Origin of the sequence: Inquilinus sp. NPDC058860, from assembly GCF_042743185.1 — a bacterium.
GTDB lineage: Bacteria > Pseudomonadota > Alphaproteobacteria > DSM-16000 > Inquilinaceae > Inquilinus.
Genome location: NZ_JBHYMS010000001.1, coordinates 176,395 through 202,863, shown reverse-complemented (window position 1 = coordinate 202,863; position 26,469 = coordinate 176,395). Strand labels below are relative to the sequence as shown.

At 71.0% G+C, this 26,469-nt stretch carries 23 protein-coding genes; 7 read left to right on the top strand and 16 right to left on the bottom strand.

The window, feature by feature from the left end; translation table 11 throughout:
* The first annotated feature begins 6 nt into the window (after positions 1 to 6).
* The 5 genes from ACFW16_RS00970 to ACFW16_RS00950 are packed head-to-tail and all read left to right on the top strand — an operon-like array spanning position 7 to position 4,729.
* On the top strand, positions 7 to 981 hold the full coding sequence (locus ACFW16_RS00970; protein WP_380300934.1) for an ABC transporter permease: 975 nt from the start codon (positions 7 to 9) through the stop codon (positions 979 to 981).
* On the top strand, positions 978 to 1,856 hold the full coding sequence (locus ACFW16_RS00965) for an ABC transporter permease (RefSeq protein ID WP_380300932.1): 879 nt from the start codon (positions 978 to 980) through the stop codon (positions 1,854 to 1,856). The genes ACFW16_RS00970 and ACFW16_RS00965 overlap by 4 nt, the downstream gene beginning before the upstream one ends.
* Positions 1,853 to 2,833 carry an ABC transporter ATP-binding protein gene (locus ACFW16_RS00960; RefSeq protein ID WP_380300931.1) on the top strand — a complete coding sequence of 327 codons (981 nt, stop codon included), beginning with the start codon at positions 1,853 to 1,855 and terminating at the stop codon, positions 2,831 to 2,833. The genes ACFW16_RS00965 and ACFW16_RS00960 overlap by 4 nt, the downstream gene beginning before the upstream one ends.
* The gene (locus ACFW16_RS00955; RefSeq protein ID WP_380300930.1) at positions 2,830 to 3,822 is read left to right on the top strand and encodes an ABC transporter ATP-binding protein; all 993 of its coding nucleotides are present in this window, start codon (positions 2,830 to 2,832) and stop codon (positions 3,820 to 3,822) included. Before ACFW16_RS00960 ends, ACFW16_RS00955 begins: the two co-directional genes overlap by 4 nt.
* A gap of 28 nt (positions 3,823 to 3,850) precedes the next feature.
* Positions 3,851 to 4,729, top strand: a complete 879-nt coding sequence (locus ACFW16_RS00950; protein ID WP_380300928.1) for a polysaccharide deacetylase — start codon at positions 3,851 to 3,853, stop codon at positions 4,727 to 4,729.
* A 58-nt stretch (positions 4,730 to 4,787) separates the two neighbouring features.
* On the opposite strand, the gene ACFW16_RS00945 is transcribed toward ACFW16_RS00950, so the two are convergent.
* The 3 genes from ACFW16_RS00945 to ACFW16_RS00935 all read right to left on the bottom strand — a co-directional run bounded on the left by ACFW16_RS00945 (position 4,788) and on the right by ACFW16_RS00935 (position 8,082).
* Positions 4,788 to 6,014, bottom strand: coding sequence for a Zn-dependent hydrolase (locus ACFW16_RS00945; protein WP_380300926.1), 1,227 nt, complete (start codon positions 6,012 to 6,014; stop codon positions 4,788 to 4,790).
* Between the two features lie 126 nt (positions 6,015 to 6,140).
* The gene (locus tag ACFW16_RS00940; protein ID WP_380300924.1) at positions 6,141 to 7,316 is read right to left on the bottom strand and encodes a M24 family metallopeptidase; all 1,176 of its coding nucleotides are present in this window, start codon (positions 7,314 to 7,316) and stop codon (positions 6,141 to 6,143) included.
* Complete coding sequence (locus ACFW16_RS00935; protein WP_380300922.1) at positions 7,300 to 8,082, bottom strand: UTRA domain-containing protein; 783 nt, start codon at positions 8,080 to 8,082, stop codon at positions 7,300 to 7,302. Before ACFW16_RS00935 ends, ACFW16_RS00940 begins: the two co-directional genes overlap by 17 nt.
* Before the next feature lie 290 nt (positions 8,083 to 8,372).
* Between ACFW16_RS00935 and ACFW16_RS00930 the strand changes: the two genes are divergently transcribed.
* A complete protein-coding gene (locus ACFW16_RS00930; protein ID WP_380300920.1) occupies positions 8,373 to 9,497 on the top strand; it encodes a pyridoxal-phosphate dependent enzyme in 1,125 nt (374 codons plus the stop codon).
* Positions 9,498 to 9,507: 10 nt separating this feature from the next.
* Here the strand turns inward: ACFW16_RS00930 and ACFW16_RS00925 are convergent, their stop codons facing one another.
* Genes ACFW16_RS00925 through ACFW16_RS00915 form a run of 3 tightly spaced genes read right to left on the bottom strand, consistent with a single transcriptional unit; the run spans position 9,508 to position 13,030 of the window.
* A complete protein-coding gene (locus ACFW16_RS00925) occupies positions 9,508 to 10,410 on the bottom strand; it encodes an ABC transporter permease subunit (RefSeq protein WP_380300918.1) in 903 nt (300 codons plus the stop codon).
* A 14-nt stretch (positions 10,411 to 10,424) separates the two neighbouring features.
* Positions 10,425 to 11,441 carry an ABC transporter permease gene (locus tag ACFW16_RS00920; protein WP_380300916.1) on the bottom strand — a complete coding sequence of 339 codons (1,017 nt, stop codon included), beginning with the start codon at positions 11,439 to 11,441 and terminating at the stop codon, positions 10,425 to 10,427.
* Complete coding sequence (locus ACFW16_RS00915; RefSeq protein ID WP_380300914.1) at positions 11,438 to 13,030, bottom strand: ABC transporter substrate-binding protein; 1,593 nt, start codon at positions 13,028 to 13,030, stop codon at positions 11,438 to 11,440. Before ACFW16_RS00915 ends, ACFW16_RS00920 begins: the two co-directional genes overlap by 4 nt.
* A 68-nt stretch (positions 13,031 to 13,098) precedes the next feature.
* Between ACFW16_RS00915 and ACFW16_RS00910 the strand changes: the two genes are divergently transcribed.
* Positions 13,099 to 14,589, top strand: a complete 1,491-nt coding sequence (locus tag ACFW16_RS00910) for a M20/M25/M40 family metallo-hydrolase (RefSeq protein ID WP_380300912.1) — start codon at positions 13,099 to 13,101, stop codon at positions 14,587 to 14,589.
* Here the strand turns inward: ACFW16_RS00910 and ACFW16_RS00905 are convergent.
* The 10 genes from ACFW16_RS00905 to ACFW16_RS00860 are packed head-to-tail and all read right to left on the bottom strand — an operon-like array spanning position 14,586 to position 26,370.
* Positions 14,586 to 16,220 carry a GMC family oxidoreductase gene (locus tag ACFW16_RS00905; protein WP_380300910.1) on the bottom strand — a complete coding sequence of 545 codons (1,635 nt, stop codon included), beginning with the start codon at positions 16,218 to 16,220 and terminating at the stop codon, positions 14,586 to 14,588. The two genes, ACFW16_RS00910 and ACFW16_RS00905, sit on opposite strands and share 4 nt — an antisense overlap.
* Positions 16,220 to 17,014, bottom strand: a complete 795-nt coding sequence (locus ACFW16_RS00900; RefSeq protein WP_380300908.1) for a shikimate dehydrogenase family protein — start codon at positions 17,012 to 17,014, stop codon at positions 16,220 to 16,222. The genes ACFW16_RS00905 and ACFW16_RS00900 overlap by 1 nt, the downstream gene beginning before the upstream one ends.
* Positions 17,015 to 17,066: 52 nt before the next feature.
* On the bottom strand, positions 17,067 to 17,873 hold the full coding sequence (gene fabG / locus ACFW16_RS00895) for a 3-oxoacyl-ACP reductase FabG (RefSeq protein ID WP_380300906.1): 807 nt from the start codon (positions 17,871 to 17,873) through the stop codon (positions 17,067 to 17,069).
* A gap of 23 nt (positions 17,874 to 17,896) precedes the next feature.
* Positions 17,897 to 18,601: an ABC transporter ATP-binding protein gene (locus ACFW16_RS00890; protein WP_380300904.1), complete on the bottom strand. Its 705-nt coding sequence runs from the start codon at positions 18,599 to 18,601 to the stop codon at positions 17,897 to 17,899.
* Positions 18,588 to 20,393: an ATP-binding cassette domain-containing protein gene (locus ACFW16_RS00885; protein WP_380300902.1), complete on the bottom strand. Its 1,806-nt coding sequence runs from the start codon at positions 20,391 to 20,393 to the stop codon at positions 18,588 to 18,590. Before ACFW16_RS00885 ends, ACFW16_RS00890 begins: the two co-directional genes overlap by 14 nt.
* On the bottom strand, positions 20,390 to 21,277 hold the full coding sequence (locus ACFW16_RS00880) for a branched-chain amino acid ABC transporter permease (protein WP_380300900.1): 888 nt from the start codon (positions 21,275 to 21,277) through the stop codon (positions 20,390 to 20,392). Before ACFW16_RS00880 ends, ACFW16_RS00885 begins: the two co-directional genes overlap by 4 nt.
* Before the next feature lie 50 nt (positions 21,278 to 21,327).
* Positions 21,328 to 22,530, bottom strand: coding sequence for an ABC transporter substrate-binding protein (locus ACFW16_RS00875; protein ID WP_380300898.1), 1,203 nt, complete (start codon positions 22,528 to 22,530; stop codon positions 21,328 to 21,330).
* Between the two features lie 35 nt (positions 22,531 to 22,565).
* Positions 22,566 to 24,308, bottom strand: coding sequence for an acetolactate synthase catalytic subunit (locus ACFW16_RS00870; protein WP_380300896.1), 1,743 nt, complete (start codon positions 24,306 to 24,308; stop codon positions 22,566 to 22,568).
* Positions 24,305 to 25,324, bottom strand: coding sequence for an NAD(P)H-quinone oxidoreductase (locus ACFW16_RS00865; RefSeq protein WP_380300894.1), 1,020 nt, complete (start codon positions 25,322 to 25,324; stop codon positions 24,305 to 24,307). The genes ACFW16_RS00870 and ACFW16_RS00865 overlap by 4 nt, the downstream gene beginning before the upstream one ends.
* Positions 25,321 to 26,370, bottom strand: a complete 1,050-nt coding sequence (locus ACFW16_RS00860; protein ID WP_380300892.1) for a zinc-binding dehydrogenase — start codon at positions 26,368 to 26,370, stop codon at positions 25,321 to 25,323. The genes ACFW16_RS00865 and ACFW16_RS00860 overlap by 4 nt, the downstream gene beginning before the upstream one ends.
* Positions 26,371 to 26,469 lie beyond the last annotated feature (99 nt).

Sequence of the window (26,469 nt, the reverse complement as noted above, 5' to 3'; positions counted from 1 at the left end):
CGCGCCATGGCCGCCCAGATCGTCCGACGGCTGGCCCAGGCGCTCCTGGTGATGCTGGCGATGTCGCTCCTGGTCTTCCTCGGGGTCTTCGCCATCGGCAACCCGGTGGATGTCCTGATCGCGCCGGATGCGACGCAGGAGATGCGCGCCCAGATCATCGCCTATTACGGCTTCGACCTGCCGCTGTGGCAGCAGTATCTGGGCTTCCTCGGCCGCGTGATCCACGGCGATCTGGGACGCTCCTTCGTCTATGACATCCCGGTGATGCGGCTGATCCTCGAACGGCTGCCCGCGACGCTCGAGCTGACGCTGACGGCGATGCTCGTCGCGGCCCTGGCCGGGGTGCCGCTCGGCATGTATGCCGGGTACCGACCGGAAAGCCGGGTCGCCAGGTCGCTGATGGCGGTGTCGATCCTGGGCTTTTCCGTCCCCACCTTCTGGGTCGGCCTGGTGCTGATCCTGACCTTCTCGGTCTGGCTCGGCTGGCTGCCCGCAGGCGGGCGGGGGGAAACGGTCGGTGTGTTCGGGGTCCAGTTCAGCGTCTTCACCGGCGACGGCCTGGCGCATCTGGTGCTGCCGGCCCTGAACCTGGCGCTGTTCAAGATGTCGCTCCTGATCCGCCTGGCCCGGTCCGGCACGCGCGAGATCATGCTGTCGGACACGGTGAAGTTCGCGCGCGCGGCCGGCCTGTCGGAGTGGGCGGTCATGCGCTACCACGTGCTGCGGTTGATCGCGATCCCGATCGTCACGGTGATGGGGCTCGAATTCGGGTCGACCCTGGCCTTCGCCGTGGTGACCGAGACCATCTTCTCCTGGCCCGGCCTCGGCAAGCTGATCATCGAGTCGATCTCGTCGCTCGACCGGCCGGTCATGGTGGCCTACCTGGTGCTGGTCGCGCTTCTGTTCATCACCATCAATCTCGTCGTGGACCTGACCTATGCGGTCCTGGATCCGCGGCTGCGGAAAGGGCGCGGCGGATGAGCGCCACCACTCCCGTCGGGCGCTTCGTCGCCGAATTCCGCGAGAACCGGGTCGCGGTGGCGGCCCTGATCGTGGTCCTGGCCGTCATCGCCCTCGCCCTGCTGGCGCCGGTCCTGACCCCGCAGGATCCCTACGATCTGTCGACCCTGTCGCTGCGCGACGCCAGGCGACCGCCCGGCTATGTCGGCACCGCCGGCTACATGCACCTTCTGGGCACCGACGCCCAGGGCCGGGACCTGCTGTCCGCCATCCTCTACGGCCTGCGCATCTCGCTGGAGATGGGGCTGATCGCCGGGGCCGTGGCCTTCCTGGCCGGATCGGCGCTCGGCGTCACGGCCGCCTATGCCGGCGGGCGGGTCGAGGCCTTGATCATGCGCGTGATCGACCTGCAGCTGTCCTTCCCCGCCATCCTCCTGGCGCTGGTGCTGGCGGCCATCCTCGGCCAGGGGCGCGGGCCGCTGATCGCGGCGCTGGTGGCCGCGCAATACGCCTATTTCGCGCGCACCGCCCATGGCGCCGCGGCGGCGGAGCGCGGCAAGGACTATGTCGAGGCGGCGCTGTCGACCCCGCTGCCGGGCTGGCGGGTCGCCTTCCGCCATATCCTGCCGAACTGCCTGCCGCCCCTGATCGTCGTCGCCACGGTGCAGGTGGCCAGCGCCATCTCGCTGGAGGCGACGCTGTCCTTCCTGGGCGTCGGGCTGCCGCCCACCGAACCGTCGCTGGGCATGCTGATCGCCAACGGCTTCCAGTACATGATGTCCGGCCGCTACTGGATCTCGATGTTTCCCGGTGTCGCCCTGATCATCCTGATCGTCGGCATCAACCTGGTCGGCGACCAGATCCGCGACCAGCTGAACCCCAGGCTGAAGCGATGACGGCGCCGGTTCTCGAGGTCCGCGACCTGGCCACCCATTTCCACACCCGGGCCGGGGTGGTGAAGGCGGTCGACGGCGTGTCCTTCACGCTGGAGCGGGGCGAGGTGATGGGGCTGGTCGGCGAATCCGGCTCCGGCAAGTCGATCACCGGCTTCTCGCTGATCGGCCTGATCGCCCCGCCCGGGCGGATCGTCGCCGGGTCGGTCCGCCTGGCGGGCGAGGAGCTGGTGGGGCTGGACCAGCGCCGGCTGCGGCAGATCCGCGGCCGCGCCGTCTCGATGGTGTTCCAGGACCCGATGATGACGCTGAACCCGGTCCTGACCGTGGCGCGGCAGATGCAGCTGGCGCTCCTGGCGCATGAGCGGATGTCCCGGGCCGTGGCGCGGGCGCGGTCGGTCGAGGTGCTGGCCCGGGTCGGCATCCCGGATCCGGAGCGGCGGATCGACGCCTACCCGCACGAATTCTCGGGCGGCATGCGCCAGCGCGTGGCCATCGCCATCGCGCTCCTGCACCGCCCGGCCGTGATCATCGCGGACGAGCCGACCACGGCGCTCGACGTCTCGATCCAGGCCCAGATCCTGGCCGAGATGAAGAGCCTGGTGCGGGAGAGCGGCACGGCCCTGGTCTGGATCAGCCACGACCTCGCCACCGTCTCGCAGATCGCGGGCAAGCTGGCCGTCATGTATGCCGGCCGGATCGTGGAGGATGGGCCGATCCGCACCGTCCTGTCGGCGCCGCGGCATCCCTACACCCGGGGACTGCTGGAATCCCTGCCGTCCCGGGCGACACCCGGCGCCGACCTGGCGCAGATCCCCGGCGCGACGCCGTCCCTGCTGCGGCTGCCCGCCGGCTGCGCCTTCGCGCCCCGCTGCCCGAACCGCATCGCCGCCTGCGACACCGTGGTGCCGCCGCCGACCATCGTGGGCGGCCGCGGCTTCCGCTGCCACAACCCGGTCGGCGCCGAGGCCGCGGCATGAACGGCTTCGTCTCGATCGACGGCGTGTCCAAGAGCTTCGCGCGGTCGCCGTCGCTGGCCGACCGGATCGCCGCGCTGGCCGGCAAGGCCCCGGGCCCCCGCGCCGTCCGGGCGGTGGACGGCGTCGATCTCGCGATCGCGAAGGGCGAGACGCTGGGCCTGGTCGGCGAATCCGGCTGCGGCAAGTCGAGCTTGGGCCGGGTCGTTGCCGGCATCCATGCCGCCACGGGCGGCCGCGTGCTGATCGACGGCCGACCGGTGATGGAGCGCGGCCGCAAGGCCATGACCCGCGTGCAGATGGTGTTCCAGGACCCGTTCGCGTCGCTGGATCCCCGCATGCGGGTCGGCGACATCATCGCCGAGGGGCCCCTGGCCCATGGGTTCGTGACCCGCGCCGGCGCGGCTGGCCATGTTGGCCGCACCCTCGACCTCGTCGGCCTCGACCGGGAGTTCGCCGGCCGGTACCCGCACCAGTTCTCCGGCGGCCAGCGCCAGCGCGTGGCGATCGCGCGGGCCCTGGCCATGCAGCCCGACGTGCTCGTCTGCGACGAGCCGGTCGCGTCGCTCGACGTCTCGATCCAGGCGCAGATCGTCAACCTGTTCCTGAAGCTGAGGCGCGATCTCGGCCTGACCATGCTGTTCATCAGCCATGATCTGGGCGTCGTGCGGCATCTGTGCGACCGCGTGGCGATCATGTATCTCGGCCGCATCGTCGAGGTCGGGCCGGCGGCGGACATCTACGGCGCGCCCCAGCACCCCTATACCCGCGCCCTTCTGGACAGCATGCCGAAGCTGGTGCTGGACGACGATGCCGCCGTCGCGCTCAGGCCGATCCGGGGCGAGTTGCCGTCGCCCCTGAACCCGCCGGCCGGCTGCCATTTCCACGCGCGCTGCCCGGTGGCCGAGCCGCGCTGCCGGGCGCAGGCGCCCGACCTGCGCGCCACGGCCCCGGGCCGGCGCGCAGCCTGTCATCTGGTGCCGGCGGCCTGACGGCCGCGGCCGATTTACCGGAGGTCCCATGGAACCGTGGCAATGGCCCGAAGAGGTGTGGCGCGAGCGCGTCGGCAAGGTCCGCGCCGGGCGGTCGCTGAAGCCGGCCGCCTGGAAGGACGGCCGGCGCTGCGCCGTCGCCCTGTCCTTCGACAGCGATCATGAGACCAACGAGCTGCGCGACGGCGGCCGGTCGATCGGCCGGATGTCGCAGGGGGAATACGGCAGCCGCGTCGGCGTGCCCCGCATCCTGGACCTGCTGGGCCGCACCGGCGTTCCAGCGACCTTCTTCGTGCCGGCGGTGTCGGCGCTGCTGCACCCCGACGAACAGCGGCGCGTCGTGGCGGAGGGGCACGAGATCGGCCTGCACGGCTGGATCCACGAGCTGAACACCGCGGTGCCGGCCGAGGCCGAGCGCGACCTGCATTTCCGCGCCGCCGACACGCTGGAGCGCATCACCGGGGTGCGGCCCGTGGGCATGCGGACGCCGTCCTGGGACTTCTCGGACGCCACGCTCCAGATCGAGCGCGAGCTGGGGCTGCTCTACGATTCCTCGCTGATGGCCGATGACGACCCCTACGAGATCGTGGAGGCGGGGGAGCCGACCGGCATGGTCGAGCTGCCGGTCGAGTGGATCCGCGACGACGCCGTCTATTTCAACATGAACCGGTTCCAGGCCCTGCGGCCCTACACCGACCCCGAGACGGTGCTGTCGATCTTCCGGCGGGAGTTCGACCGGGCGCATGCGGAGGGCGGCCTGTTCCTCCTGACCATGCACCCGCATGTGATCACCTACCGCTCCCGCTTCTTCATCCTGGAGGAGCTGATCTCCCACATCCAGGCCAAGGGCGACGCCTGGTTCGCGACCCATGCCGACATCGCCCGCTTCGCGCTCGAGGCCGGCTGACGCGGGCATGGTCCGCTGCCGGCGCCAGGCGTGACGCGGGTCGGCCGACCGGCCCGCCTCAGGCTGCGCGAAGCAGCGCTTCCGCTGCGGTTGCGAGCACCTGGCAGCCCAGGACGAGGTCGGCGTCCGCCGTGTTCTCCGTCCAGTGATGGCTGATGCCGCCGATGCTGGGCACGAACAGCATGCCCGCGGGCAGGCGCCTGGCGAGGTACTGGGCATCGTGGCCCGCGCCGCTCGGCATGCGCAGGGCGGTGCCGGGCGCGTGGTGCTCCGCCGCCTGTTCCAGCGCCGCCTGGACGGGCTCGGCCATGACGTTCGGGATCGAGCGCGACAAGGGGCGCAGGCTCGCCCGGCAGGGGCCGGCGGCGTCGGATTGCGCCACCAGCTCCTCGAGCGCCTGCTCCATGATGCGCAGGCGCTCGGGATCGGCGTCGCGGAACTGGAAGATCATCTCGGCATGCCCCGGAATGATCGAGGCCGCTCCAGGCTCCAGCCGGATGCGTCCGGTCGTCCAGACCGAGCGGGGGCCCGTGACGTCGGGAAAGCGCGTTGCGATCGCGTGGCATAGCTCCGTGAGCGCGAGGCCGGCATCCTGGCGCGCGCCCATGCGGGTCGTGCCGGCGTGGTTCTGCTGGCCGTCGAATGTGATGGCATAGGTCCAGATGCCGACGATGCTGGTCACCACGCCGATGCGCTTGCCCGAGCTTTCGAGCGTGTCGCCCTGCTCGATATGCGCCTCGATGAAGCCGGCATGCCGGCCGGGCTCGAGGACATAGCGGGGCCGTCCGGCGTACCCAGCCTCGGCCAGCGCGTCCCGGAGCGGCTGGCCGGTCGTCCGGTTGGCCGCCTTCGCCATGTCGTCCTCGGACAGCTCGCCGATGAAGGACCGGCTGCCGAGGAAGGAGCCGAAATGCCCTTCCTCGTCGGCGAAGACCGCGACCTCGATGCCGAGGTCGCGGCAGGCCGGATCATCGCGGAAGGCGCGGGCGACCTCGAGGCCGTAGATCACGCCCATCGCCCCGTCGAGCCAGCCGGCATAGGGCTGGCTCTCCAGATGGGAGCCGATCAGCAGCTTCGGACCCTTGGCCGGGCTGGCCGACATGATGTTGCCGATGCCGTCGATCTCGGCGGCGAGCCCGGCCTCCTGCAGCCGCTCGACGAGCCATTGGCGCGCCTGGACATCCTGGGGCGAATATGTCGGCCGATGCACGCCGCTCTTGTAGCGGCCGAATTCGGCGAGCTGGCGCAGGTCGCGCAAGAGGCGCGTACCATCGATCTCAGGCATCCCGGGTCCTTTGCGGCATGTTCACGGGTGTACGGCCGTTCTGCTGGCCGATCGGGGAATAGGCAACCCCCTTTTGCGGTGGGGAGGGGGGCGCGCATCGCGGCTCTCGCCGGGGCGGCGACCGCATCAGTCCGGAATCGCGATCAGGCCGGTCGCCGACCGGGTCAGCATCCGGACGCCGTCGCCGGTCAGGGCAAGCGTCTCCTCGACCATCATCCCGCCCCATCCGAGGACGTAGAGCGGGGCCTCGAGGCACAGGACCATTCCTTCCTCCAGGATCGCATCGCTGCGCGGCGCGAGCACCGGGGCTTCGAAGCATTCGAGCCCCAGCCCGTGCCCGATATGGTGCCGCTCGAAGCCCGGCAGGCCTTGCTGCCGGACATGCGCGACCGTCCTGTCGAACAGCTCTCCCGCAGCCATGCCCGCCCGGACGGTCTCGACCGCGAAGCGCGTGCCGGCCTCGACCGCCTCGAAGCTCTGCCGCACCCGCGCGTCGGGCGTGCCGACGACGGCCGTGCGCGCCATGTCCGCCCAGTACCCGTCGACCGAGCAGCCGATATCGAACCTGACCAGATCCCCGGGCTGCAGGCGGCGGCCCGAAGGATAGGCGTCCGCAAGGGCGCTCCGCTCGCCCGAGGTGACGACGACGAAGCCGGGAACCCCGCCGCCGCCGACGATGCCGTGGGTGATGGCGGCGGCGATCTCCCACTCGGTCATGCCGGCCTTCGCCGCGGCCACGGCCTGCATCAGGCTCCGCTCGGCAAGGGCCGTGACCCGCGCCAGGAGGTCGAGCTCCTCCGCCAGCTTGATCGAGCGTGCGCGCAGCAGGAGATCCCGCGCGGGCCCGAAGCGGATGCCGGGATGGGCCGCCGCCAGGGCGGCGGCGACGGGCCCGCCCGGGGTGTCGTCGACGCCGACGGTCCCGATCCGGCCCAGCGAGGCCAGGCCGTCGGTCAGGGCGGCCGCGAAGCCCTCGAACGGTTTCGGCAGGGCAGGGGCCGCGCCCGGCTCGCTGTCGAACCGGAAGCGGCCGAAGGTCCGGATGTCGCCGGGGTCCGGCACCACCTCCAAAGCGGGCCCGAAATCCACCGCGGGCGCGACGAGCATGCAGCGCTCCCGCGTCGCCACCGCGGCCATCGCATGGTGGCGATCGGTGTCATGCGCCATGCTCTTGTAGCCGGAGAGGTAATGGACCGATTCCGGCGTCAGGCCGATCACGACATCGAGATCCGCCGCGTGGGACCCGAACAGGCGGCGCCGGATCTTCGCCGCCCGCTCGCTCGCATCAGGTCGGAACGCCATCGGAACCGGGAAGGCTGGGGTTGAGGGGGTTGAACTCGCCGACGAACTCGTTGCGGGCGCCAGCGAAGGTCAGGCGCAGCCAGGTGACCGGCTCGCTTTCGCTCCAGGTGCGGCGCTCCGCGATCAGCAGCGGATCGCCCGTCCGGATCCGCAGCTGCCGGGCCTCCTTCGGGCTCGCCGCCCGGGCCTTGATGACCTGCGACAGGCGGGTGCAGGGCAGGCGCGCCAGCAGCCAGCTGCTCGGCGGATTGTCCTCGAAATCCTCCTCCGCCGCTTCGGGCACGAGCGAGAGCCGGATCAGGCGCTCCTCGATCACCTCCGCCAGCCCGTCGCCGCAATGGAGGGCCTCGAGGGCGAGCAGCGGCTCGCCGCTGCGGGCCTCCGGCCACTCCCCGCCGGCCGGGCCGTCGGGCAGGAGGCGCTTCGACATGACGCGATAGGAATAGCGGCGGCCCGTGCCCTCGATGTCCTTCCGGATGTCGAGGATGCCGATGACGGCGTGCCCTTCCGTCGACTCCCGGACGTAGGACCCGCTTCTGCGGCGCCGTACGATCAGCCGCGCATTCGCAAGGTTGGTGAGCGCCTTGTTCATCGTCGCCCGCGAGCATTTGGCGAGCCGCATCAGCTCGAGCTCCGACGGGATCTTGAAGCCGGGACCCCACGCGCCGCTCTGGATGTTCGCCCGGATCGCGCGCTCGATCTGGTGGTAGACGGCGCCTTCGCCGTCCAGCTCGAAACGCACCGCTTCGGATCCAGGCTTCGTCATGACCATCCGCATGTCCGCGGGGGAACAGCCGGGTGCTGTGCCGCCGCCTTGAAACAGAGCCGACCCGCACCCGTCTGTCCAGACCGGATCGTACTCGTTTTTGTCTAGACAAATAACGCCACCGCTGCAACTCTCCCGCGACGATTTGCGAGGGGAGCACGGCGATGCCGGTCGAGCCGGAAATCTCAGCTTCGGCAGTGCGGTGCCAGAGATCGCTCGGCCCGGGCCGCCCCGAATATCCGCTGCTGCCGACCCGGCTGTCCGGATGCCCGCAGACGTCCACGCCGGAGATGCAGTACCCGTTGGAGCTCGATTTCGACTACGGGGCCGCGCCCGACCGTCTCCGTGACGGAGGCGTGCCCGCCTTCCGGCATTGGCAGGCGCTGCTGCCGCCCCTGTCGACGGCGGTCGGCCTGGGCGCCGGCGACACGCCGCTGATCGAGATCGGGGCTGCGGTCCAGGGGGCGATGCGCGAGCGCGGCGTGTTTCTGAAGGACGAGAGCCGCAACCCGACCTGGAGCCACAAGGACCGCCTCAACACCTGCACCGTCAGCGCCGCCCTCCAGGAAGGCGCATCGACCGTGATCGTGGCCTCCTCGGGCAATCACGGCGTGTCCGCGGCCGCCCACGCCGCCCGGGCCGGCCTCGGCTGCGTGGTCATCACCATGCCGGAGGTGAGCGCGGCCTTCCGGGAGATGATCCTGGCCTATGGCGCCTATCCGATCTTCCTTCCGGCCGAGGCGCGATGGCCGGCGATGCGGGCCCTGATGCAGCTCGACTCGGTCTATCCGGTCAGCAACCTCACCCCCGTCCATACGGGCCATCCCTGGGGGCCGGAGGGCTACAAGACGATGGCCTACGAGATCGCCGCGGATCTCGGCCGCGCCCCGGCGGCCGTCGTCGTCCCGACCGGCTACGGCGAGATGCTGTTCGGCATCCACAAGGGGTTCCGCGAATTGCGGGACCTCGGGCTCGTGTCGCAGCTGCCGCAGATCATTTCGGTCGAGCCCGCGGCCCGGGGGCCGCTCCACCGGGCGATCGAGACCGGCGTGCCCGCCGCCTCGGTCGAGCCGCGCCCGACGCTGCAGAGCGGCACCGCCTGCACCGTCAACAGCTACCGGGCGGTCCTCGCCCTTCGCGAGAGCGGGGGATTCCCCCTCCTGGTCGACGACGAGGAGGCCGGCCGGGCACAGCAAGTCCTGGCGCGCCAGGGCCTGTGGCAGGAGCTGTCCCCCAGCGCGGCGGTCGCCGCCCTCGGCAAGATCGGCCGGCTGGATCATGACGGGCCCGTCGTGGTGATCGGCTGCTCGACCGGCTTGAAGGAGCCTGCCGCGCATCGCGAGGTGCGGGTGGCCGCGCCGGATCTCGCGTCGCTCCGGAGCCATCTCAAGGCGGAGTACGGCTTCGACCTCTGAAAAGCCGGCGCTACCGCTTCAGGCGGGGGTCGAGCGCATCGCGCAGCCCGTCGCCGAGCAGGTTGAAGGCCAGCACGGTCATGAGGATCGCCAGGCCGGGCAGCGTGACCACCCATGGCGCGCGCTGGATGAAGCCGCGGCTGTCGGCCAGCATCGTGCCCCATTCCGGCGTCGGCGGCTGTGCGCCTAGGCCCAGGAAGCCGAGGGCGGCGGTGTCGAGGATGGCGGCGGAGATGCCGAGCGTCGACTGCACGATCAGGGGCGCCAGGCAGTTCGGCAGGACGGTGTGGACCATCAGCCGCAGCGTGCCGGCGCCGGCCACCTTCGACGAGACGACGTAGTCCTTCGACAGCTCGGTCAGCACCGCCGCCCGCGTCAGCCGGGCGTAGTGGGGCACGTTGCTGATGGCGACGGCGATCATGGCGTTCACCAGGCCGGGCCCGAGGATCACGACCACGACGATCGCCAGCAGCAGGCCCGGAAGGGCCAGTGTCAGGTCCATCAGGCGCATCACCGTGCCGTCGATCCAGCCGCGGTGGAAGCCCGCGACCAGGCCCAGCAGCACGCCGGCGCCGAAGGAGAGCGTCACGACGATGAGGCCGACCAGGAGCGACAGCCGGGCGCCGTAGATCAGGCGGGACAGCGTGCAGCGGCCGAGCGGATCGGTGCCCAGCGGGTATGTCCAGCTGCCGCCTTCGACCCAGGCCGGCGGCAGCAGCAGGCGGAACTTGTCGATCGCGTTCGGGTCGTTGGGGGCGAGAAGGGGGGCCAGCACGGCGACGAGCACCAGCGCGGTGATGAAGCCGAGGCTCAGCACCGCTGCCCGGTTGGCGCGCAGCGCCAGCCACAGCTCGCGCGACGGGGACGGGAACCGGGCTTCCGGCTCGCTCGGCGTCGCGGCGTGCGCGTCCATCTTCACGCTCCCGATCATCGCGGCGCCGCGTGGCGGACGCGGGGGTTGAGAACGCCGTACAGCAGGTCCACGGCGAGGTTCACGAGGATGATCATCGTGGCGATCAGGAGGACGCCGCCCTGGACGGCCGGATAGTCCCGCTTGAAGATCGAATCGACCAGCCAGCGCCCGATCCCGGGCCAGGAGAAGATCGTCTCCGTGATGATGGCGCCGCCCAGCAGCGTCCCGATCTGCAGGCCGACGACCGTGACCACCGGGATCAGGGCGTTGCGCAGCCCGTGCACGCGCACCACCCGCGACTCCCGCAGCCCCTTGGCCCGCGCGGTCCGGATGTAGTCCTCGCCGAGGGTCTCCAGCATCGCCGACCGGGTCATCCGGGCGATCACCGCCATCGGGACGGTGCCGAGCGCGAAGGCCGGCAGGATCAGATGCGCGACCGCCGAGCCGAAGGCGCCGTCCTGGTCGGACAGCAGCGCATCCACCAGCATCAGCCCGGTGCCGCCCTCGAAGTAGTATTCGACGCCGATCCGCCCCGACACCGGCGTCCATTGCAGCCCGACCGAGAAGGCCAGCACCAGCAGCAGTCCCCACCAGAAGATCGGCATCGAATATCCGGTGAGGGAGACGGTCATGATGGCGTGGTCGATCGGGGTGCCGCGGCGGCGGGCGGCGGCCACGCCGAGCGGCACCCCGGCGCAGACCGCGAAGGCCATCGCCGCCGCGGAGAGCTCGATGGTGGCCGGCAGCAGCGTCAGGAACTCGGTCAGCACCGGCTGCTTGGTGGCGATCGACAGGCCGAGGTCGCCCTGGGCGATGCGGCCCAGATAGTCCAGGAGCTGGACGGGCAGCGGCCGGTCGAGGCCGAGGCTGCGCACGATCTCGGCATGCCGTGCCGGGTCGAGCACCCGCTCACCCAGCATCATCTGCACCGGGTCGCCCGGAATCAGGTGCATCAGGGCGAAGGTCAGCACGACGATGCCGAGGAAGGCGGGCACGAGGACCAGCAGGCGGGCGAGGGCGAAGCGGATCATTCGGTCTTGTCGACGCCCTCGAAGTTGGGCACCGCGACCGGGCCGGTGTTGTAGTTCAGGACACCCTTGCGCAGGGCCATGAAGCTGGTGACATGGGCGACCGGCAGCCACGGCGCCTCCTCATGGGCGATGCGCTGCGCCTCCCTGTACAGCGCCGTCCGCTCCGCGACGTCCGAGGTCTCCTTGGCCTTGCGGATCAGCTCGTCATAGGCGGCGTTGCACCACTTGGCATTGTTCTGCGGCGGCGGCTCCCGCGCTCCGGCGCAGCTCAGCACGTAGAGGAAGTTGTCCGGGTCGCCGTTGTCCCCGATCCAGCCGCCCTGCGCCATCCAATGCTCCGCCGCGACCACCTTCTTGCGGTATTCGGCGGCATCGAAGGTCATCAGCGTGGCGTCGAGGCCGATGGCGTTGAGATCGGCCTGCATCAGCTCGCCCATCCGCTTCGGGTCCGGATTGTAGGACCGCGCGGTCGGCAGGAACCAGATCTCGATCCCGGCGCCTTCCGCGCCGGCTTCGGCGATCAGCGTCTTCGCGGCCGCGGGATCGTAGGGGTACGCCGCGACATCGTCGTTGTACGACCAGATCACCGGCGGCAGCGGGTTCTTGGCGGGCGTGGCGCCGCCCAGATAGACCGCCCGGATGATCGCGTCCTTGTCCACCGCCATGTTGATCGCCCGGCGCACCCGCCTGTCGTCCAAGGGCGGCTTGCGGACATTGAGCGAGACATAGGCGACGTTCATGCCCGCGCTCTCGAGCAGGGTCACGTCCGGATTGGCGCGCAGGCTGTCGATATCGGCCGGGGCGGGCGCCATCATCACGTCGCACTCGCCGGCCTCCAGCTTGGCCCGCCGGATGGCCGGGTCCGGCACGATCGAGAAGATCAGCGTGTCGACCGGCTGCCGGCCCCGGAAATAGTCCGGGTTGGCGCGATACCGGATGACGGCGTCCTTCTGGTAGGCGACGAAGCTGTAGGGGCCCGTCCCGACCGGCTCCTGATCGATCTTCTCCGGCGTGCCTGCCGCCATCAGGCGGTCGGCATATTCCTGCGACAGGATCGAGGCCCAGTCCATCGCCAGGTCGGCGAGAAACGGCGCCTCGGGGCGGCTGAGCGTGAACCGCACCGTGTGCTGGTCCAGCTTGTCGACCGCCTTGATGATCTCGGGCATGCCCATGCCCGCGAAGTAGAGATAGGTGCCGCCGGAGACCTGGTGGTAGGGGTGGTCCTGCTTCAGCATCCGCTCGAAGCTGAACAGCACGTCGTCCGCGTCGAAGTCGCGGGTCGGCTTGAAGTCCCCGCGGGTCTGGAACCTGACGCCGGGCCGCAGGCGGAAGGTGTAGGCCAGGCCGTCCTCGGAGACGGTCCAGGATTCGGCCAGGCCCGGCTTGAGCTGCGTCGAGCCGGTCTCGAACTCGACCAGCCGGTTGAACACCGGCCGCACGGCATCGAGCGAGGCGCCGAGATCCCAGAGCTGCGGCCCGAAGCCCTGGGGGCTGGAATCGGAGCAGTAGACCAGCGTCTTGCCGTGGGCGGCCGGAGCCAGGCCCAGGACGACCGCAGCGGCCATGGCCGTCGCCAATCGCAGTCCCATCGTCGAACCTCCTGTTGTCCTGCGCCGCCCTTCTGCCCGGACGGTCGCCGCTTCGGTCCGATGGAGCGGTGCTCGACGTCGACGCGGCAGCGCCCCTCTCGGACCTTAATTGTATAGACATATCGGAATTTGCCGGTCAAGCTCGCGACCACCTCGACGGAAGGGCGGAACGCATCATGGCGGATGTGCAGGCAGCGCTGCGGGTGGCGGACCGGGAGCTCGACCGGTCGGTCGAGCGGCTGTTCGAACTGGTGCGGATCCCGTCCGTCTCCAGCGATCCGGCGTATCGCGACGAGTGTCGCCGGGCCGCGGGATGGCTGGTCGAGGCCCTGGCGGCGCTGGGCTTCGATGCCGGTCTGTGGGAGACGCCGGGGCATCCCGCGGTGATCGGGCATTTCCGCCGGCGGGATCGGTCGTCGCGGGCTGCGCATGTCCTGTTCTACGGGCACTACGACGTGCAGCCGCCGGACCCGCTCGACCGATGGACCACGCCGCCGTTCGAGCCGTGCCGGGTTGCCGGGCCGGACGGCCGGGAACGGCTGGTCGGCCGTGGGATGGCCGACGACAAGGGGCAGCTCTGGACCTTCGTCGAAGCCTGCCGCGCCCTGCTCGCGGTCGACGGGGACCTGCCGGCGGATGTCACGCTGTTCCTGGAAGGGGAGGAGGAGTGCGGGTCGCCCAGCCTGCTCGACGCCTTGAGGCGCTGTGCCGGCGAGCTGCGCAGCGACGTCGCCTATGTCTGCGACAGCGACATGTGGGATGCCGATACGCCGGCCATCACCTGCCGGCTGCGGGGTCTGCTGCACGAGCGCATCGTCGTCAGCGGCCCGACGTCAGATCTCCATTCCGGGCTCTATGGCATCGCGGCGAACCCGCTGGCGGTGCTGGCGAGGATCGTGGGCAGCCTTCACCACCCCGATGGGCGCGTCGCCATCCCGGGCTTCTACGACGACGTCCGGGAGGTCCCGCGGGAGACGCTGCGGGAGTGGGAGGCTCTCGGCGTCACCGCCGGGGACATCCTGTCGGAGGTCGGGCTCTCCGTGCCGATGCTGGAGCCCGGCCGGTCCGTTCTGGAGCAGATGTGGGCGCGTCCGTCGCTGGACATCAACGGGGTCCACGGCGGCAATGCCGGCCCGGGCGAACGGTCCGTCCTGCCGGCGCAGGCGAGCGTGCGCCTCTCGATCAGGCTGGTCGGGGATCAGGATCCTGAGCGCGTCAGGGCGCAGCTGCGGTCGTTCGTTGCCGCCATGGTCCCGGCGGATTGCAAGGTCGAGTTCGAAGGCCATGGGGGCAGCGGCGCGATTGCCGTTCCCGAGCGGAACCCGTACCTGTCGGCGGCCGCAGACGCCCTGGCCGAGGAATGGGGGCGACGGCCCGTCCTGAAAGGATCGGGCGGCACGATCCCCGTGGTCCGCCATCTCAAGGACGTCCTCGACCTCGACAGCGTCATGGTGGGATTCGGCCTGAGCGACGACGCGATCCATGCGCCCAACGAAAAGTACGACCTGCGGTGCCTGCACAAGGGAATCCGCAGCTGGATCAGGATCCTCGCGGGCTAGGCTGAAACCGCCCGCAGCCCGGCGCGCGGGGTTGCTGCCGCTGCCAGAACCAGGTCGGCCGCCTTCTCCGCGATCATGAAGACGGCGGCCTGGGTGTTGCCGGACACGATCGTCGGCATGATCGAGGCGTCGACGACCCGCAGCCCGTCGATGCCGTGGACCCGCAGCTCCGGATCGGTCACGGCGCCGTCGTCGCGGCCCATGCGGCAGGTGCCGCACACGTGATAGATCGTCTGGCCGTCGCGGCGGGCGAAGTCCAGCCATTCGGCATCGGTCCGGCAGTCCGGGCCGGGGGCCGTCTCCCGCTCCCGGAACGGATCCATCGGCGGCTGTTCGACGATGCGGCGGGCGATCTTCATGCCCTCGACCATGGCCCGCCGGTCCTCCGCCTCCGCCAGGAAGTTGGGGCGGATCGCCGGGGCATGCATCGGGTCGGGCGACACCGCGTGGATCGTGCCGCGCGACTGCGGGCGCAGCTGGGTGACGCCGACGGTCATGCCCGGCAGCCGGTCCAGCCTGCGCTCGGCCGCGTTGGCGTAGCTCGCATGCATGAAGAAGTACTGCACGTCCGGGCCTTCGAGCCCCGGCCGCGTGCGCACGAAGCCGAAGGCGAGGCCGGTGCCGAGGGTCAGGATGCCGCGCCGCGTGGCGGCGTATTGCAGCACAGAGGCGCCGAGCCGCCAGCCGCGCGTCTGCTCGTTCAGCGTGACCGGCTGCTTCACCCGCCAGTTCATGCGCGTGCAGAAATGGTCGACATAATTGGCGCCCACGCCGGGCAGGGCGCACCGCACCGGAATGCCGAGCGGCTGCAGGATGGCGGGATCGCCAAGGCCCGACAGCTCCAGCAGCTGCGGCGTCTGTACCGCGCCGGCGGCGAGGATGACCTCGGCCCGGGCGAGGAAAGGGACGTCCTGGCCGCCGATGCGTGCGGTGACGCCGACGGCGCGGCCCTCCTGCAGGTCGACTCTCAGCACATGCGCCTCGGTGCGCACGGACAGGTTGGGCCGGCCCACAACCGGCTTCAGATAGGCCTCCGCGGCGCTGATCCGCCGGCCGTGGCGCTGGTTGACCTGGTAGTAGCCGAAGCCGTCCTGGCTCTCACCGTTGTAGTCCGGGTTGCGGCCGTGGCCGGCCGCCCCGGCGGCGGCGATGAAGGCCTCGGCGATCACCGGCCGCTCCGCCACCTCGGTGACCGGCAGCGGGCCGCCTTCGGCGCGCAGCGGTGTGGCCGGCCCGCCATAGTCCTCGACCCGCCGGAAATAGGGCAGGACGTCGTCGAAGCCCCAGCCGGTGCAGCCCCGCTGGGCCCAGCCGTCATAATCCTGCGGCTGGCCGCGCACATAGATCATGCCGTTGATCAGGGTGGAGCCGCCGAGGCCCTTGCCGCGCGGCACGGCGATGACGCGGTTCCCGGTCGCCTCTTCGGGCTCGGTCCAGAAGCGCCAGTTGTAGGCGGGGTTGGTCAGCAGCCTGCTGAAGCCTGCCGGGATCGGCACCCACAGGCTTCGCGCCTCCCGTCCCGCCTCCAGCAGCAGCACCGTGTGCCGGCCCGACGCGGTCAGGCGGTTGGCCAGGACGCAGCCGGCGGTGCCTCCGCCCACGATGATGTAGTCGAACGTCTCGGCCGACACTACAGCGCACCCATATGCCGGGCCATCAGGGTGATCTGCGCCTCCAGCATCGGCAAGCCCGGCTGGACGCGGCAGCCCTTGGCCGCGGCGGCCGCGAGCAGCGGCGTCTCCGCCGGATCCATGATCGCCTCGGCGACGAACTGGCGGTGCTCGATCCGGGACAGGTCGAGGGGAGGGGGATCGCCGGGACGCAGGCCGAGCGAGGTGGCGTTCACGACCAGGTCGTGCGCCGCCACGCTGTCCGCATCGGTTCCGACCGACAGCCCGGGATGGGCGTCGCGCAACCGCGCGGCCAGGGCCTCGGCCTTGTCTCGCGTCCGGTTGGCGATGGTGAGATGGCGCAGGCCGGCCTCTGCCAGGGCGAAGGCGATCGCGCTCGCGGCGCCGCCCGCGCCGGCGAGATAGGCCCGCAGGCCCTGCGGCTCGAGGCCGGAGGCGCGCAGCGCCGCGACGAAGCCGGTGCCGTCCAGCATGGCGCCGACCATGCGCCCGTCCGTCTCCCGCCGGACGCAGTTCACCGCGCCGATGTGCTGCGCCTGCGGCGTGACCTCGTCGCACAGCGCCAGCATCGCCGGCTTGTGCGGCACGGTGGCGATGAAACCGCCGAAGTTGCGCTGGGCGCGCAGGCCGTCGACCAGCCGCGCCAGCCCGTCCGGCGCGACATGGAAGGGGACGAGGACGCCGTCGACGCCGTGGCGGTCGAGCAGGGCGTTCATCACCTCCGGCGTTTTCACGTGATGGATCGGATCGGCCAGGATGCCGAAGATGCGCGTATGCCCGGTGATCGTCCGCATGCCCGCCCGCTTACCCCCTCTCAGCACAGGTTGCACCGTCCTCCACGCCCGATCAGGTCATGTAGAGGCCGCCGGCGACGTCGATCGTCTGGCCGGTGACGAAGCTGGCCTCCGCTGATGTCAGATAGAGCGCGGCATCCGCGACCTCGTCCGGCGCGCCGAGCCGGCCCATCGGCGTCAGGCGCACCTGGTCCTCGTTCACTTCGGCCGCCACCGCGCGCACCATCGGCGTCTCGATCCGCCCGGGCGCCAGGGCGTTGACGCGGATGCCGAAGGGGCCGAGCTCGGCCGCCAGGTGCTTGGTGAAGCCGATCAGCGCCGATTTGGTCGCGGCGTAGTGGCAGGCCACGATCGGCGAATAGGTCTTCCCGGCCACCGAGGACATGTTGACGACCCAGCCGCGCCCGGCCTCGCGCATCGCCGGGCTCAGGGCGCGCACGGTGTTGAAGCAGCCGGTCAGGTTGACGGCGACGACCCGGCTCCATTCGGCGGGGTCCATCTCCCACACCTTGCGGGCGACACCGTCATGCTTCGGCGAGATGCCGGCGTTGTTGACCACCGTGTCGAACGGCCCGCCCATCGCGCGGGCGGCCCCGGCCAGGCCGGCCTCGACCGCGGCATAGTCGGCGACGTCGAGGGCAAGGGGCTGGGCCTCGCTGCCGGCCGACCGGATCTGCGCCACCGTCTCGTCGATATCGGCCGGCGTCAGATCGGCGACGCCGACGACCGCGCCGCGCCGGGCGAAGCCGAGGGCGATCGCCCGGCCGATGCCGCGGCCGGCGCCGGTGACGAGAACGCGCCGGCCGCGGTGGCTCGGGCGGCCGGCGATCCCGGCCGGGTTGGCTTCACGTGTGGCCATGTCCGTATCCGTGCGGTGAGGGGTCAGATGCCGAGATAGGCCTGGCGGACGTGATCGTTGTCGAGCAGCGCATCCGCCGTGTCCGACAGCACGATCTGACCGTTCTCCAGGACATAGCCGCGGTCGGCGGCCTTCAGCGTGTGGAAGACGTTCTGCTCGACGATCAGCACCGTGGCGCCGGTGCCGACGATGGCGTCGATCGCCTCGAAGACCTGGGCGACGATGATGGGGGCGAGGCCGAGCGACGGCTCGTCGAACATCAGCAGCTTCGGCCGGGCCATCATGCCGCGCGCGATCGCCACCATCTGCTGCTCGCCGCCCGACAGCGACACCGCGTTCTGGTCCAGGCGCTCGCGCAGCCGCGGGAACAGCGCCAGCACCTGCCCCAGCGTCCCGGACCGCCGGTCGCGCGCGGCCTGGCGATAGGCGCCCATCAGCAGGTTCTCGCGCACCGTCATGTCGGGGAAGAGCTGGCGGCCTTCGGGGATCAGCGTGATGCCGAGCTCGACCGTCTCATGGGCCGACAGGCGGGTGATGTCCCGCCCCTCGAACAGGATGCGCCCGGCGGTCGGCCGCAGCAGGCCCGCGACGGTGCGCAGCGTCGTGGTCTTGCCGGCACCGTTGGCGCCGACGATGGTCACGACCTCGCCGGCGCCGACCTCCAGCGACACGTCGTGCAGGACGGTGGTCGCGCCGTAGCCGGCGTGGACGCCCTCAAGCCTGAGCATGGACGAACTCCTTGCCGAGATAGGCCTCGATCACCGTGGGGTCGCGCACCACCTCCTGCGGCCGGCCCTCGGCGATGACCTGGCCGGAGGACAGCACGATGACCCGGTCCGAAAGCGACATCACCGCCTGCATCACATGCTCGATGGCGATGATGCTGACGCCGTCGTCGCGGATCGACCGCATCAGGTCGATGGCGCGGCGAACATCGGTCTGGTTGATCCCCGCCATCACTTCGTCCAGCAGCAGGATGCGCGGCTTCATCGCCATCACACGGGCCACCTCCAGCCGCTTCAGCCCGCCGATCGTCAGGCTGCGCGCCTCCGCCTCCAGCCAGGGGGCGAGGCCCATGCGGTGGGCGGTCTCGCGCGCCAGCTCGCGCGCCTCGCGCACGTCGCCGCAGCGGTGGAAGGCGCCGACCATGATGTTCTCCTCCACCGTCATGGCGGCGAAGGGCTGGACGATCTGGAAGGTGCGGCCGACGCCGATCGCGGCGAAATCCGCCGGCGACGCCGGCTTGTGCCAGCCGCCGTCCGCCCCCCGTACCGAGACCGAACCCGCATCGGGGGCCATGAAGCCCGAGATCATGTTGAACAGGGTGGTCTTGCCGGCGCCGTTGGGGCCGATCAGGCCCAGCACCTCGCCCTCGCGCAAGGTGAAGCCGACATCGTTGGTGACGTGCAGCCCGCCGAAGCGCTTCTGCAGCCCCTCGACCCGCATGATTTCGTCGCCCATCGGCGGGCGCTCGGCCGCAGCCGGCGCGGCTGCGACCGCCTTGGCCTGCGGGCTCTTTGCCTTGGCGCCGCCGTCCTTCAGCCGCGCCAGCACCCCCATCAGCCCGTTCGGCATGAACAGGACGACCAGCACCAGCACCGCGCCGTAGACGAAGCCGTGCAGCCCGAGCGCCTGGGCGCCCAGCCAGCCGCGCGCCATCTCCGACACCGGCACCAGCAGCACGGCGCCCAGCAGCGGGCCGAACACCGTGCCGATGCCGCCGATCAGGGCGAACATCGCGATCTGGATCGACAGCGTCAGCGAGAACATCGCCGCCGGCTCGATGAAGGTCAGGTACATCGCGTGGAAGGTGCCGACCATGGCGGTCAGCGCCGCCGAGACGGCGACGGCGACGAGGCGCACCTGCACCGTGTTCACCCCGGCCGCCCGGGCGGCGGATTCACGCTCGCGCGTCGCGACCAGCTGGAAGCCGATGCGGCGCGAGCGGATCCACCACGCCACCGCCAGGCACAGCAGCAGCAGGCCGAAGGCAATGGCGAGCGAGGGCAGGCGCTCGCGGAACACCATCCACTGCCAGCCCATCTTCAGCGGGATCATCAGGCCGTTGGCGCCCCCGGTCAGGTCCCGGAAATGCAGCGCCACGACGCGGAACACCTCGAGGAAGGCGATGGTCGCCAGCGAGAAGAACGGTCCGCGCAGCCGGAAGCAGGGATAGCTGATGGCGATGGCGGCGACGATGGCGACCGCCGCGCCGGCGAACATGCCGAGCCAGGGGCTGATCCCAAGAGTCGTCAGAATGACGCCGGCATAGGCGCCGATGCCGTAGAAGATGGCGTGGCCGAGCGACAGCTGGCCGGCGAAGCCGCCGACGATGTTCCAGGCGGTGGAGAGCGCCGCGAAGACGCAGACGGTGATGAAGACGTGGTAGACGAAGTCGTCGCCGATCAGGACGGGCAGGACGACGAGTGTGGCCAGCAGGCCCGCGAGGGCCAGCAGGCCGGGCCGGGCCAGGCCGGAGAGCCGGGCGGGGGCGGCCGGGGCGAGGGGAGTGTCGGTCATGGCGACACGTGCGACAGGGCCAGCCGGCGGCCGAACAGGCCGGCGGGCCTCAGGATCAGGATGACGAGGAACATGCCGAAGACGGCGACCTCGCGCAGGTCGGAGCCGAGATAGAACCCGGCGAAGCTGTCGATCAGCCCGATCACCAGGGCGCCGACGAAAGCCCCGGTGATGGAGCCGAGCCCGCCCAGCACCACGACGACGAAGGCGGTGAGCACGAAATAGGCGCCGATCGTTGGCGAGGTGGGGTACAGCGGCGCGACCAGCACCGCCGCGACGCCGACGCAGGCCGCGCCGATGCCGAAGGCCAGGATGAAGATGCGGTCGACATTCACGCCCATCAGCTGCGCGGCGGCGCGGTTCTGGGCGACCGCACGGATGGCGTGACCGGTCCGCGTGCGCGAGAGGAACAGCTGCAGCCCGGCCACCAGCAGCACGGCCGCGGCGAAGATGGCGATCTGACCGCTGAGGATTCGGACGGGGCCGATCTCGACCGGCGTGCGCAGGCCGCTGGCCGGCGTGGTGGCGATGTCGGCCCCGAACACCAGGAGGGCGAGGTTGATCAGCGCCGTCGACAGGCCGACGGTCGCGAAGATCTGGATGTGGTCGTCGCGCGCGCTCATCAGCGGCTGGATCACCAGGCGCTGGGTCAGGGCGCCGAACAGGAACAGGGCGGGCACCACCACGATCACCGCCACATAGGGGTGAAGGCCCAGCCAGCCGGTGACCAGGAAGGTCAGGTACATCCCGGCCATCAGGAACTCGCCATGGGCGAAGTTCACCACCTTGACGATGCCGAAGATCAGGGTCAGCCCGATCGCCACGATGGCGAACAGCCCGCCCAGCATCAGCCCGTTGGCGAACAGCTGCAGAACCGTATCCATGCGCCTCTCCCGGGAGCAGGCGGGGGAGGCGTGCGGCCTCCCCCGGCGGATCATTGGTCGAGGCGGATCTGGGACACCGCGGCGGCGTCGGGGTAGACGGTCACCAGCTTGCCGTCCTGCCACTGCATGCCCATCATCCGGGCGCGTTCGTTCTGGTTGTTCCGGCCGAACTTCACGCCATAGCCGACGGCCGTCGCGCCTTCCGGGACGTCGATCGCCTTGACGGCGTCGAGGATCGCCTCCGGCTCCAGGCCCTTGGCCTTGTTCAGGGCCTCGAGGATGGCCTTGGCGCCGGCGTAGTTGTTGAGCGAATGGCCCGACCGCGGCGCCCCGCCGTACTTCTTCCTATAGGCCTCGACGAAGCTCTCGAGGCCGGGCGTGTACGAGGTGTTGACCAGGTACTGGGTGAAGTCGACGTCGAGGACGCCGTCCATCACCTCGTGGCCGACCGCATCGGCCGTCGGCTGCAGGGAATAGCCGCCGCCGCCGCCGATGATCGCGGCCGGCTTGTACCCGGCCTCGCTGGCCTGCCGCAGGAACAGGACGGAGTCGTTCTGGTACGAGGTCTGCAGCACGACATCGGCGCCGCGCGACTTGAGGTCGAGCACCAGCGACGACATGTCGACGGTCGAGGCCGGATAGCTCTGGAACGCGACGATGTTCAGGCCGGCATCCGCCGCGTACTGCTTCTGGTGCCCGGCGACCGAGGTGCCGTAGTTCGAATCCTCGAAGATCACGCCGATCTTGAGGTCCCCGGGCTTCTTGCCGAGGCCGGGCGCGACCTTGCCGACGATCATCTCGACGATCATCTTGGCCATGTCGTCCGCGGTCGGGTTGGTGCGGTAGAGATACTGCAGCCCGCGGCCGGTGACGTCGTCGGCCACCGCGCCCATCTCGAAATAGGGGGTGCCCGACAGCTCGGCCACTTGGCTGGCGGCGATCGAGCGGGCCGAGGAATAGGTGCCGAAGATCGCCGCAACCTGCTCGCGCGAGATCAGGCGCCGCGCCTCGCCGATCGCCTGGTTGTTGTCGACGGCGTCGCCGCGCACCAGCACGACCTTCTCGCCCTGCACACCGCCGGCGGCGTTGATCTCGTCGACCGCGATCTCCAGCCCGCGCGCGCTCTCGTCGCCCAGAAGGGCGAGATCCCCGCTGAAGGGGTACAGCGCGCCGAACCTGACCTCGGCATGGGCCACCGTCGCCGACAAGGCGATGGCGGCAATAGCGGTCTTCAGCAACAGCGGCAGCTTCATGGCGATTCCTCCCTCGGTGTTTGTTGGTGCTGCGGTCAGTAGTTCAGGGCGTCCTTGCCTTCGAAGGCGGTGATCGGCGGATAGGCGCGCTGGTCGGTGACGACGTCGATCACGGTCACGTCCCGGCGGGCGAGCGCCTCCCGCAGCGCCGGCAGGAACTCCGCCGGCCGCTCCACCCGCACGCCGCTGCAGCCGCAGGCGCGGGCGATCGCGGCGTGGTCCACCGTCTCGAAATCGCAGGCATCGGTGAAGTCGCCGAACAGGCTGAGCTCGGCATGCTTCTGGTAGCCGAGGATCTGGTTGTTCAGGATCACCAGCACGACCGGCAGCCGCATGCGGCGGGCCGTCTCCAGCTCGGCCCAGACATGGCCGAAGCCGCCGTCGCCGCTGACCGCGATCACCGGCGCGTCCGGCCGGGCCGCCTTGGCGCCGAGGGCGAAAGGCAGGCCCCAGCCCAGACCCGCCAGGCCGCGCGGCGTCAGGAAACGCTGCCCGGGCCGGCGCGCGGTCAGGAAGTTGGCGATCCAGATCGAGGAGTAGCTGGCATCCGCGACGACGATCGTGTCCGGCGTCAGCACGCCGTCGATATCCGCCATCAGCCGCTCGGGGCGGATGGGCGCGGCGTCGAGGTCTACCAGGCGCCGCATGTCCTCGGCATGCCGCGCGCGGCCGGCGGCGATCTTCGCCTCCAGAGCAGGACGGCGGGCCGCGAGGGCGGCGGGCTTCGCCGCCTCCAGCGCCGCCGTCAGGGCGGCGAGCGTCAGCTTGGCGTCGCCGGCCAGCCGCAGCGCCTCGTAGTTGCGGCCGATCTCGGCGCTGTCGACGTCGATATGGATGTAGTGGGCGTGGCGCGGATACAGCGACCAGCTGTCGGTGCCGTTCTGGTTGGTGCGGTTGCCGACCAGCACCACCACATCGGCCTCGGTGATCAGGTCGCGCAGATGCGAGGAGCGGCCGCCCGGCGCCATGAAATAGCCGACGACGCCGACCGACAGCGGGTCGGTCTCGTCGACCGCGCCCTTGCCCATGACCGTGGTGGCGACCGGGATGCCCAGCGCCTGCAGGGCCGCCAGCTCGGCCGCGGCGCCGGAGGCGTGGACGCCGCCGCCGGCGATGACGACCGGGGCCTTGGCCTCGGCGATCAGCTTGGCCGCCTCGGCGACGCGGGCGGGATCGGCCACGGTGCGGTCGAGCGGATAGGTGCCGAGGCTGTCCATCCGCTGCGGCGGCGCCGGGTCGAGCTCCGGCCGCTCGTCCAGCACGTCGAGCGGCACCAGCAGCACGGCCGGGCCCGGACGGCCGCTGGCGGCGGCGGTGAAGGCCATGTCGACATAGTCGTCGATGCGGGCCGGGTCGGCGACGCGGCGCACCCATTTGGCGACGCCGCCGAACAGGGCGAAATGATCGAGCTCCTGGAAGGCGTTCCTGTCGGTGAACCGGCGGCTGACATCCTGCACGATGGCGACCACGGGGATGGAGGCCTTCAGCGCCTCGGCCAGGCCGGGCACCAGGAGGGTCGCGGCCGGGCCGTTCTGGGCGGTGACGACCGCCACCTTGCCGGAGATCCGGGCATAGGCGTCGGCCATGGCGGCGCCGGCATTCTCGGTGCGGTAGCCGATCTGGCGGATGCCGTAGTCGGGCGCGGCCAGGAACAGGGCCGATGGGATGCTCTGGCCGAAGATCTCGCGCACGCCGTGGCGCTGCAGCGCCGCCGCGATCAGATGGGCGCCGGAGATGTTGCCGGCGGCGCGCGGCGCGGGCTTGGTGATGGCGGTCATGCTCCTGGTCCTTCCCCGGCGCTCAGGCCTTCCATGGTGAGAACGATCTTCCCGAGATGCGCCCCGCTCTCCATCCGCGCATGGGCGTCGGCGACGCGGTCGAAGGGGAAGGTCGAATCGATCAGCGGCTTGGCGCGGCCGGCGGCGATCAGCGGCAGCACATGCTCGGCCAGGGCCGTGGCCAGCGCCGCCTTCATCGCCACCGGCCGGGCCCGCAGGGTCGACCCGGTCAGCGTCACCCGCTTCAGCATCAGCGGCATCAGGTCGAGCTCGACCTTCGAGCCGCGCTGGAAGGCGATCTGGGCGATGCGGCCGTCGACGGCGACGGCGTCGAGGTTCCGCCGGATATAGTCGCCGCCGACCATGTCGAGGATGACGTCCGGGCCCTTGCCGTCGGTGGCGGCGCGGGCGGCGGCCACGAAGTCCTCGGCGCGGTAGTCGATGGCGACGTCGGCGCCGATCGCGCGGCTGGCCGCGCATTTCTCCGGCGAGCCGGCGGTGACGATGACGCGGGCGCCGAAGGCCTTGGCCAGCTGGATGGCCGTGGTGCCGATGCCGGAGGTGCCGCCATGGGTCAGCACGGTCTCGCCGGCCTTCAGCCCGGCCCGCTGGAACAGGTTCGACCAGACGGTGAAGTAGGTCTCGGGAAAGGCGCCGGCCTCGACGAAGGACAGGCCGTCGGGAACGGGCAGCGCCGCCGCCTCGTCGATCACGGCCCATTCGGCATAGGCGCCGCTCGCCACCAGCGCCATCACCCGGTCGCCCGGCCGGAAGCGGCCGGCGCCGGGGCCCAGGCTCTCGACCACGCCGGCCAGCTCCAGCCCCAGCACGTCCGAGGCGCCGGGCGGCGGCGGGTACAGGCCCTGGCGCTGCATCACGTCCGGGCGGTTGACGCCCGCGGCATGCACCCGGACCAGCGCCTGGCCCTGGCCGGGCACCGGCCGGTCCCGTTCGACGATGGTCAGCGCCTCGGGCCCGCCGGGGACCGGGGCGATGGCGACGCGCGTCAGCGTCATGCGGCTTCACTTTCGGCTTGGGGGAGGAGCAGGACCTTCACCGCCTGGCGCTGGCGGGCCAGCTCGAAGGCCTCGACGGCCCGGGTGAGCGGCAGGCGGTGGGTGACCAGGCGGGACAGGACGGCCGCATGGGCCGTCAGCAGCTCGATCGCGGTCTGGAAGGCCTGCGCGGTGGTGTCGTGGGCGGCGCGGAGCTGCTTCTTGTCCCGGACGAATCGCGTCAGATCTAGGTCCAGATGACCGGAATGGATGCCCGCGACCACCAGGATGCCGCCGGAGCGCAGCACGGCGAGCCCGTCACTGACCGAGCGGGCGGCGCCCGTCGCCTCCATGACGCGGTCGGCCGGGCCGTCGAAGACGCGTGTCACCGCATCGGCCAGCGCTTCCCCGGCCAGATCGATGCAGTGGGCGATCCCCAGCTCGCGCGCCAGGTTCAGCCGGACGCCGTCGTCCAGGCCGCACAGCAGCACCCGCGCGCCGCGCAGCTGCGCCACGAAGGCGATGCCGAGGCCGATCGGCCCGGGGCCGAGGACGACGACCCTGTCGCCGGGCGACGCCTCGGCAATGTCGACGGCGTTGACCGCCACCGACAGCGGCTCGGCCAGCGCCGCGACCTCCAGCGGCAGGCTCTCCGGGATGCGCCGGCAGCTGGCGGCCGGCGCCCGCACGGTCCCGGCGAAACCGCCGTCCCGATGCAGGCCGATGATGTTGCGGGCCTGGCAGTGCTGGGGCTCGCCGCCGCGGCAGGCGGCGCAGCGGCCGCAGGCGACGGTGGGCCAGCAGGTGACGCGGTCGCCGACCGCGAGGCCGGTGACGCCGGGGCCGAGCGCGCGCACAATCCCGGCGAACTCGTGGCCCAGGGTGACCGGCAGGACCGCCGCCATGAATTCGTAGCCGGGCGTCCACTCATAGGCATGGAGATCGCTGCCGCAGATGCCGGCCGCCACCACCGCGATCAGGACCTCGCCTTCCGCCGGGGCGGACGGCTCGGCCGACGTCACCAGTTCGGCCCCAAAGGCCGCGGCCGTCTTCCTGAACGCGATCACCGCTTCCTCCGCTGTCAGCACCGTTGCCGGGCCGGCCCCTCACAGGGGCCGTTGCCATCGGGATGGGCATCGGTTGCTGCAATAAGTAATTTGTTATAA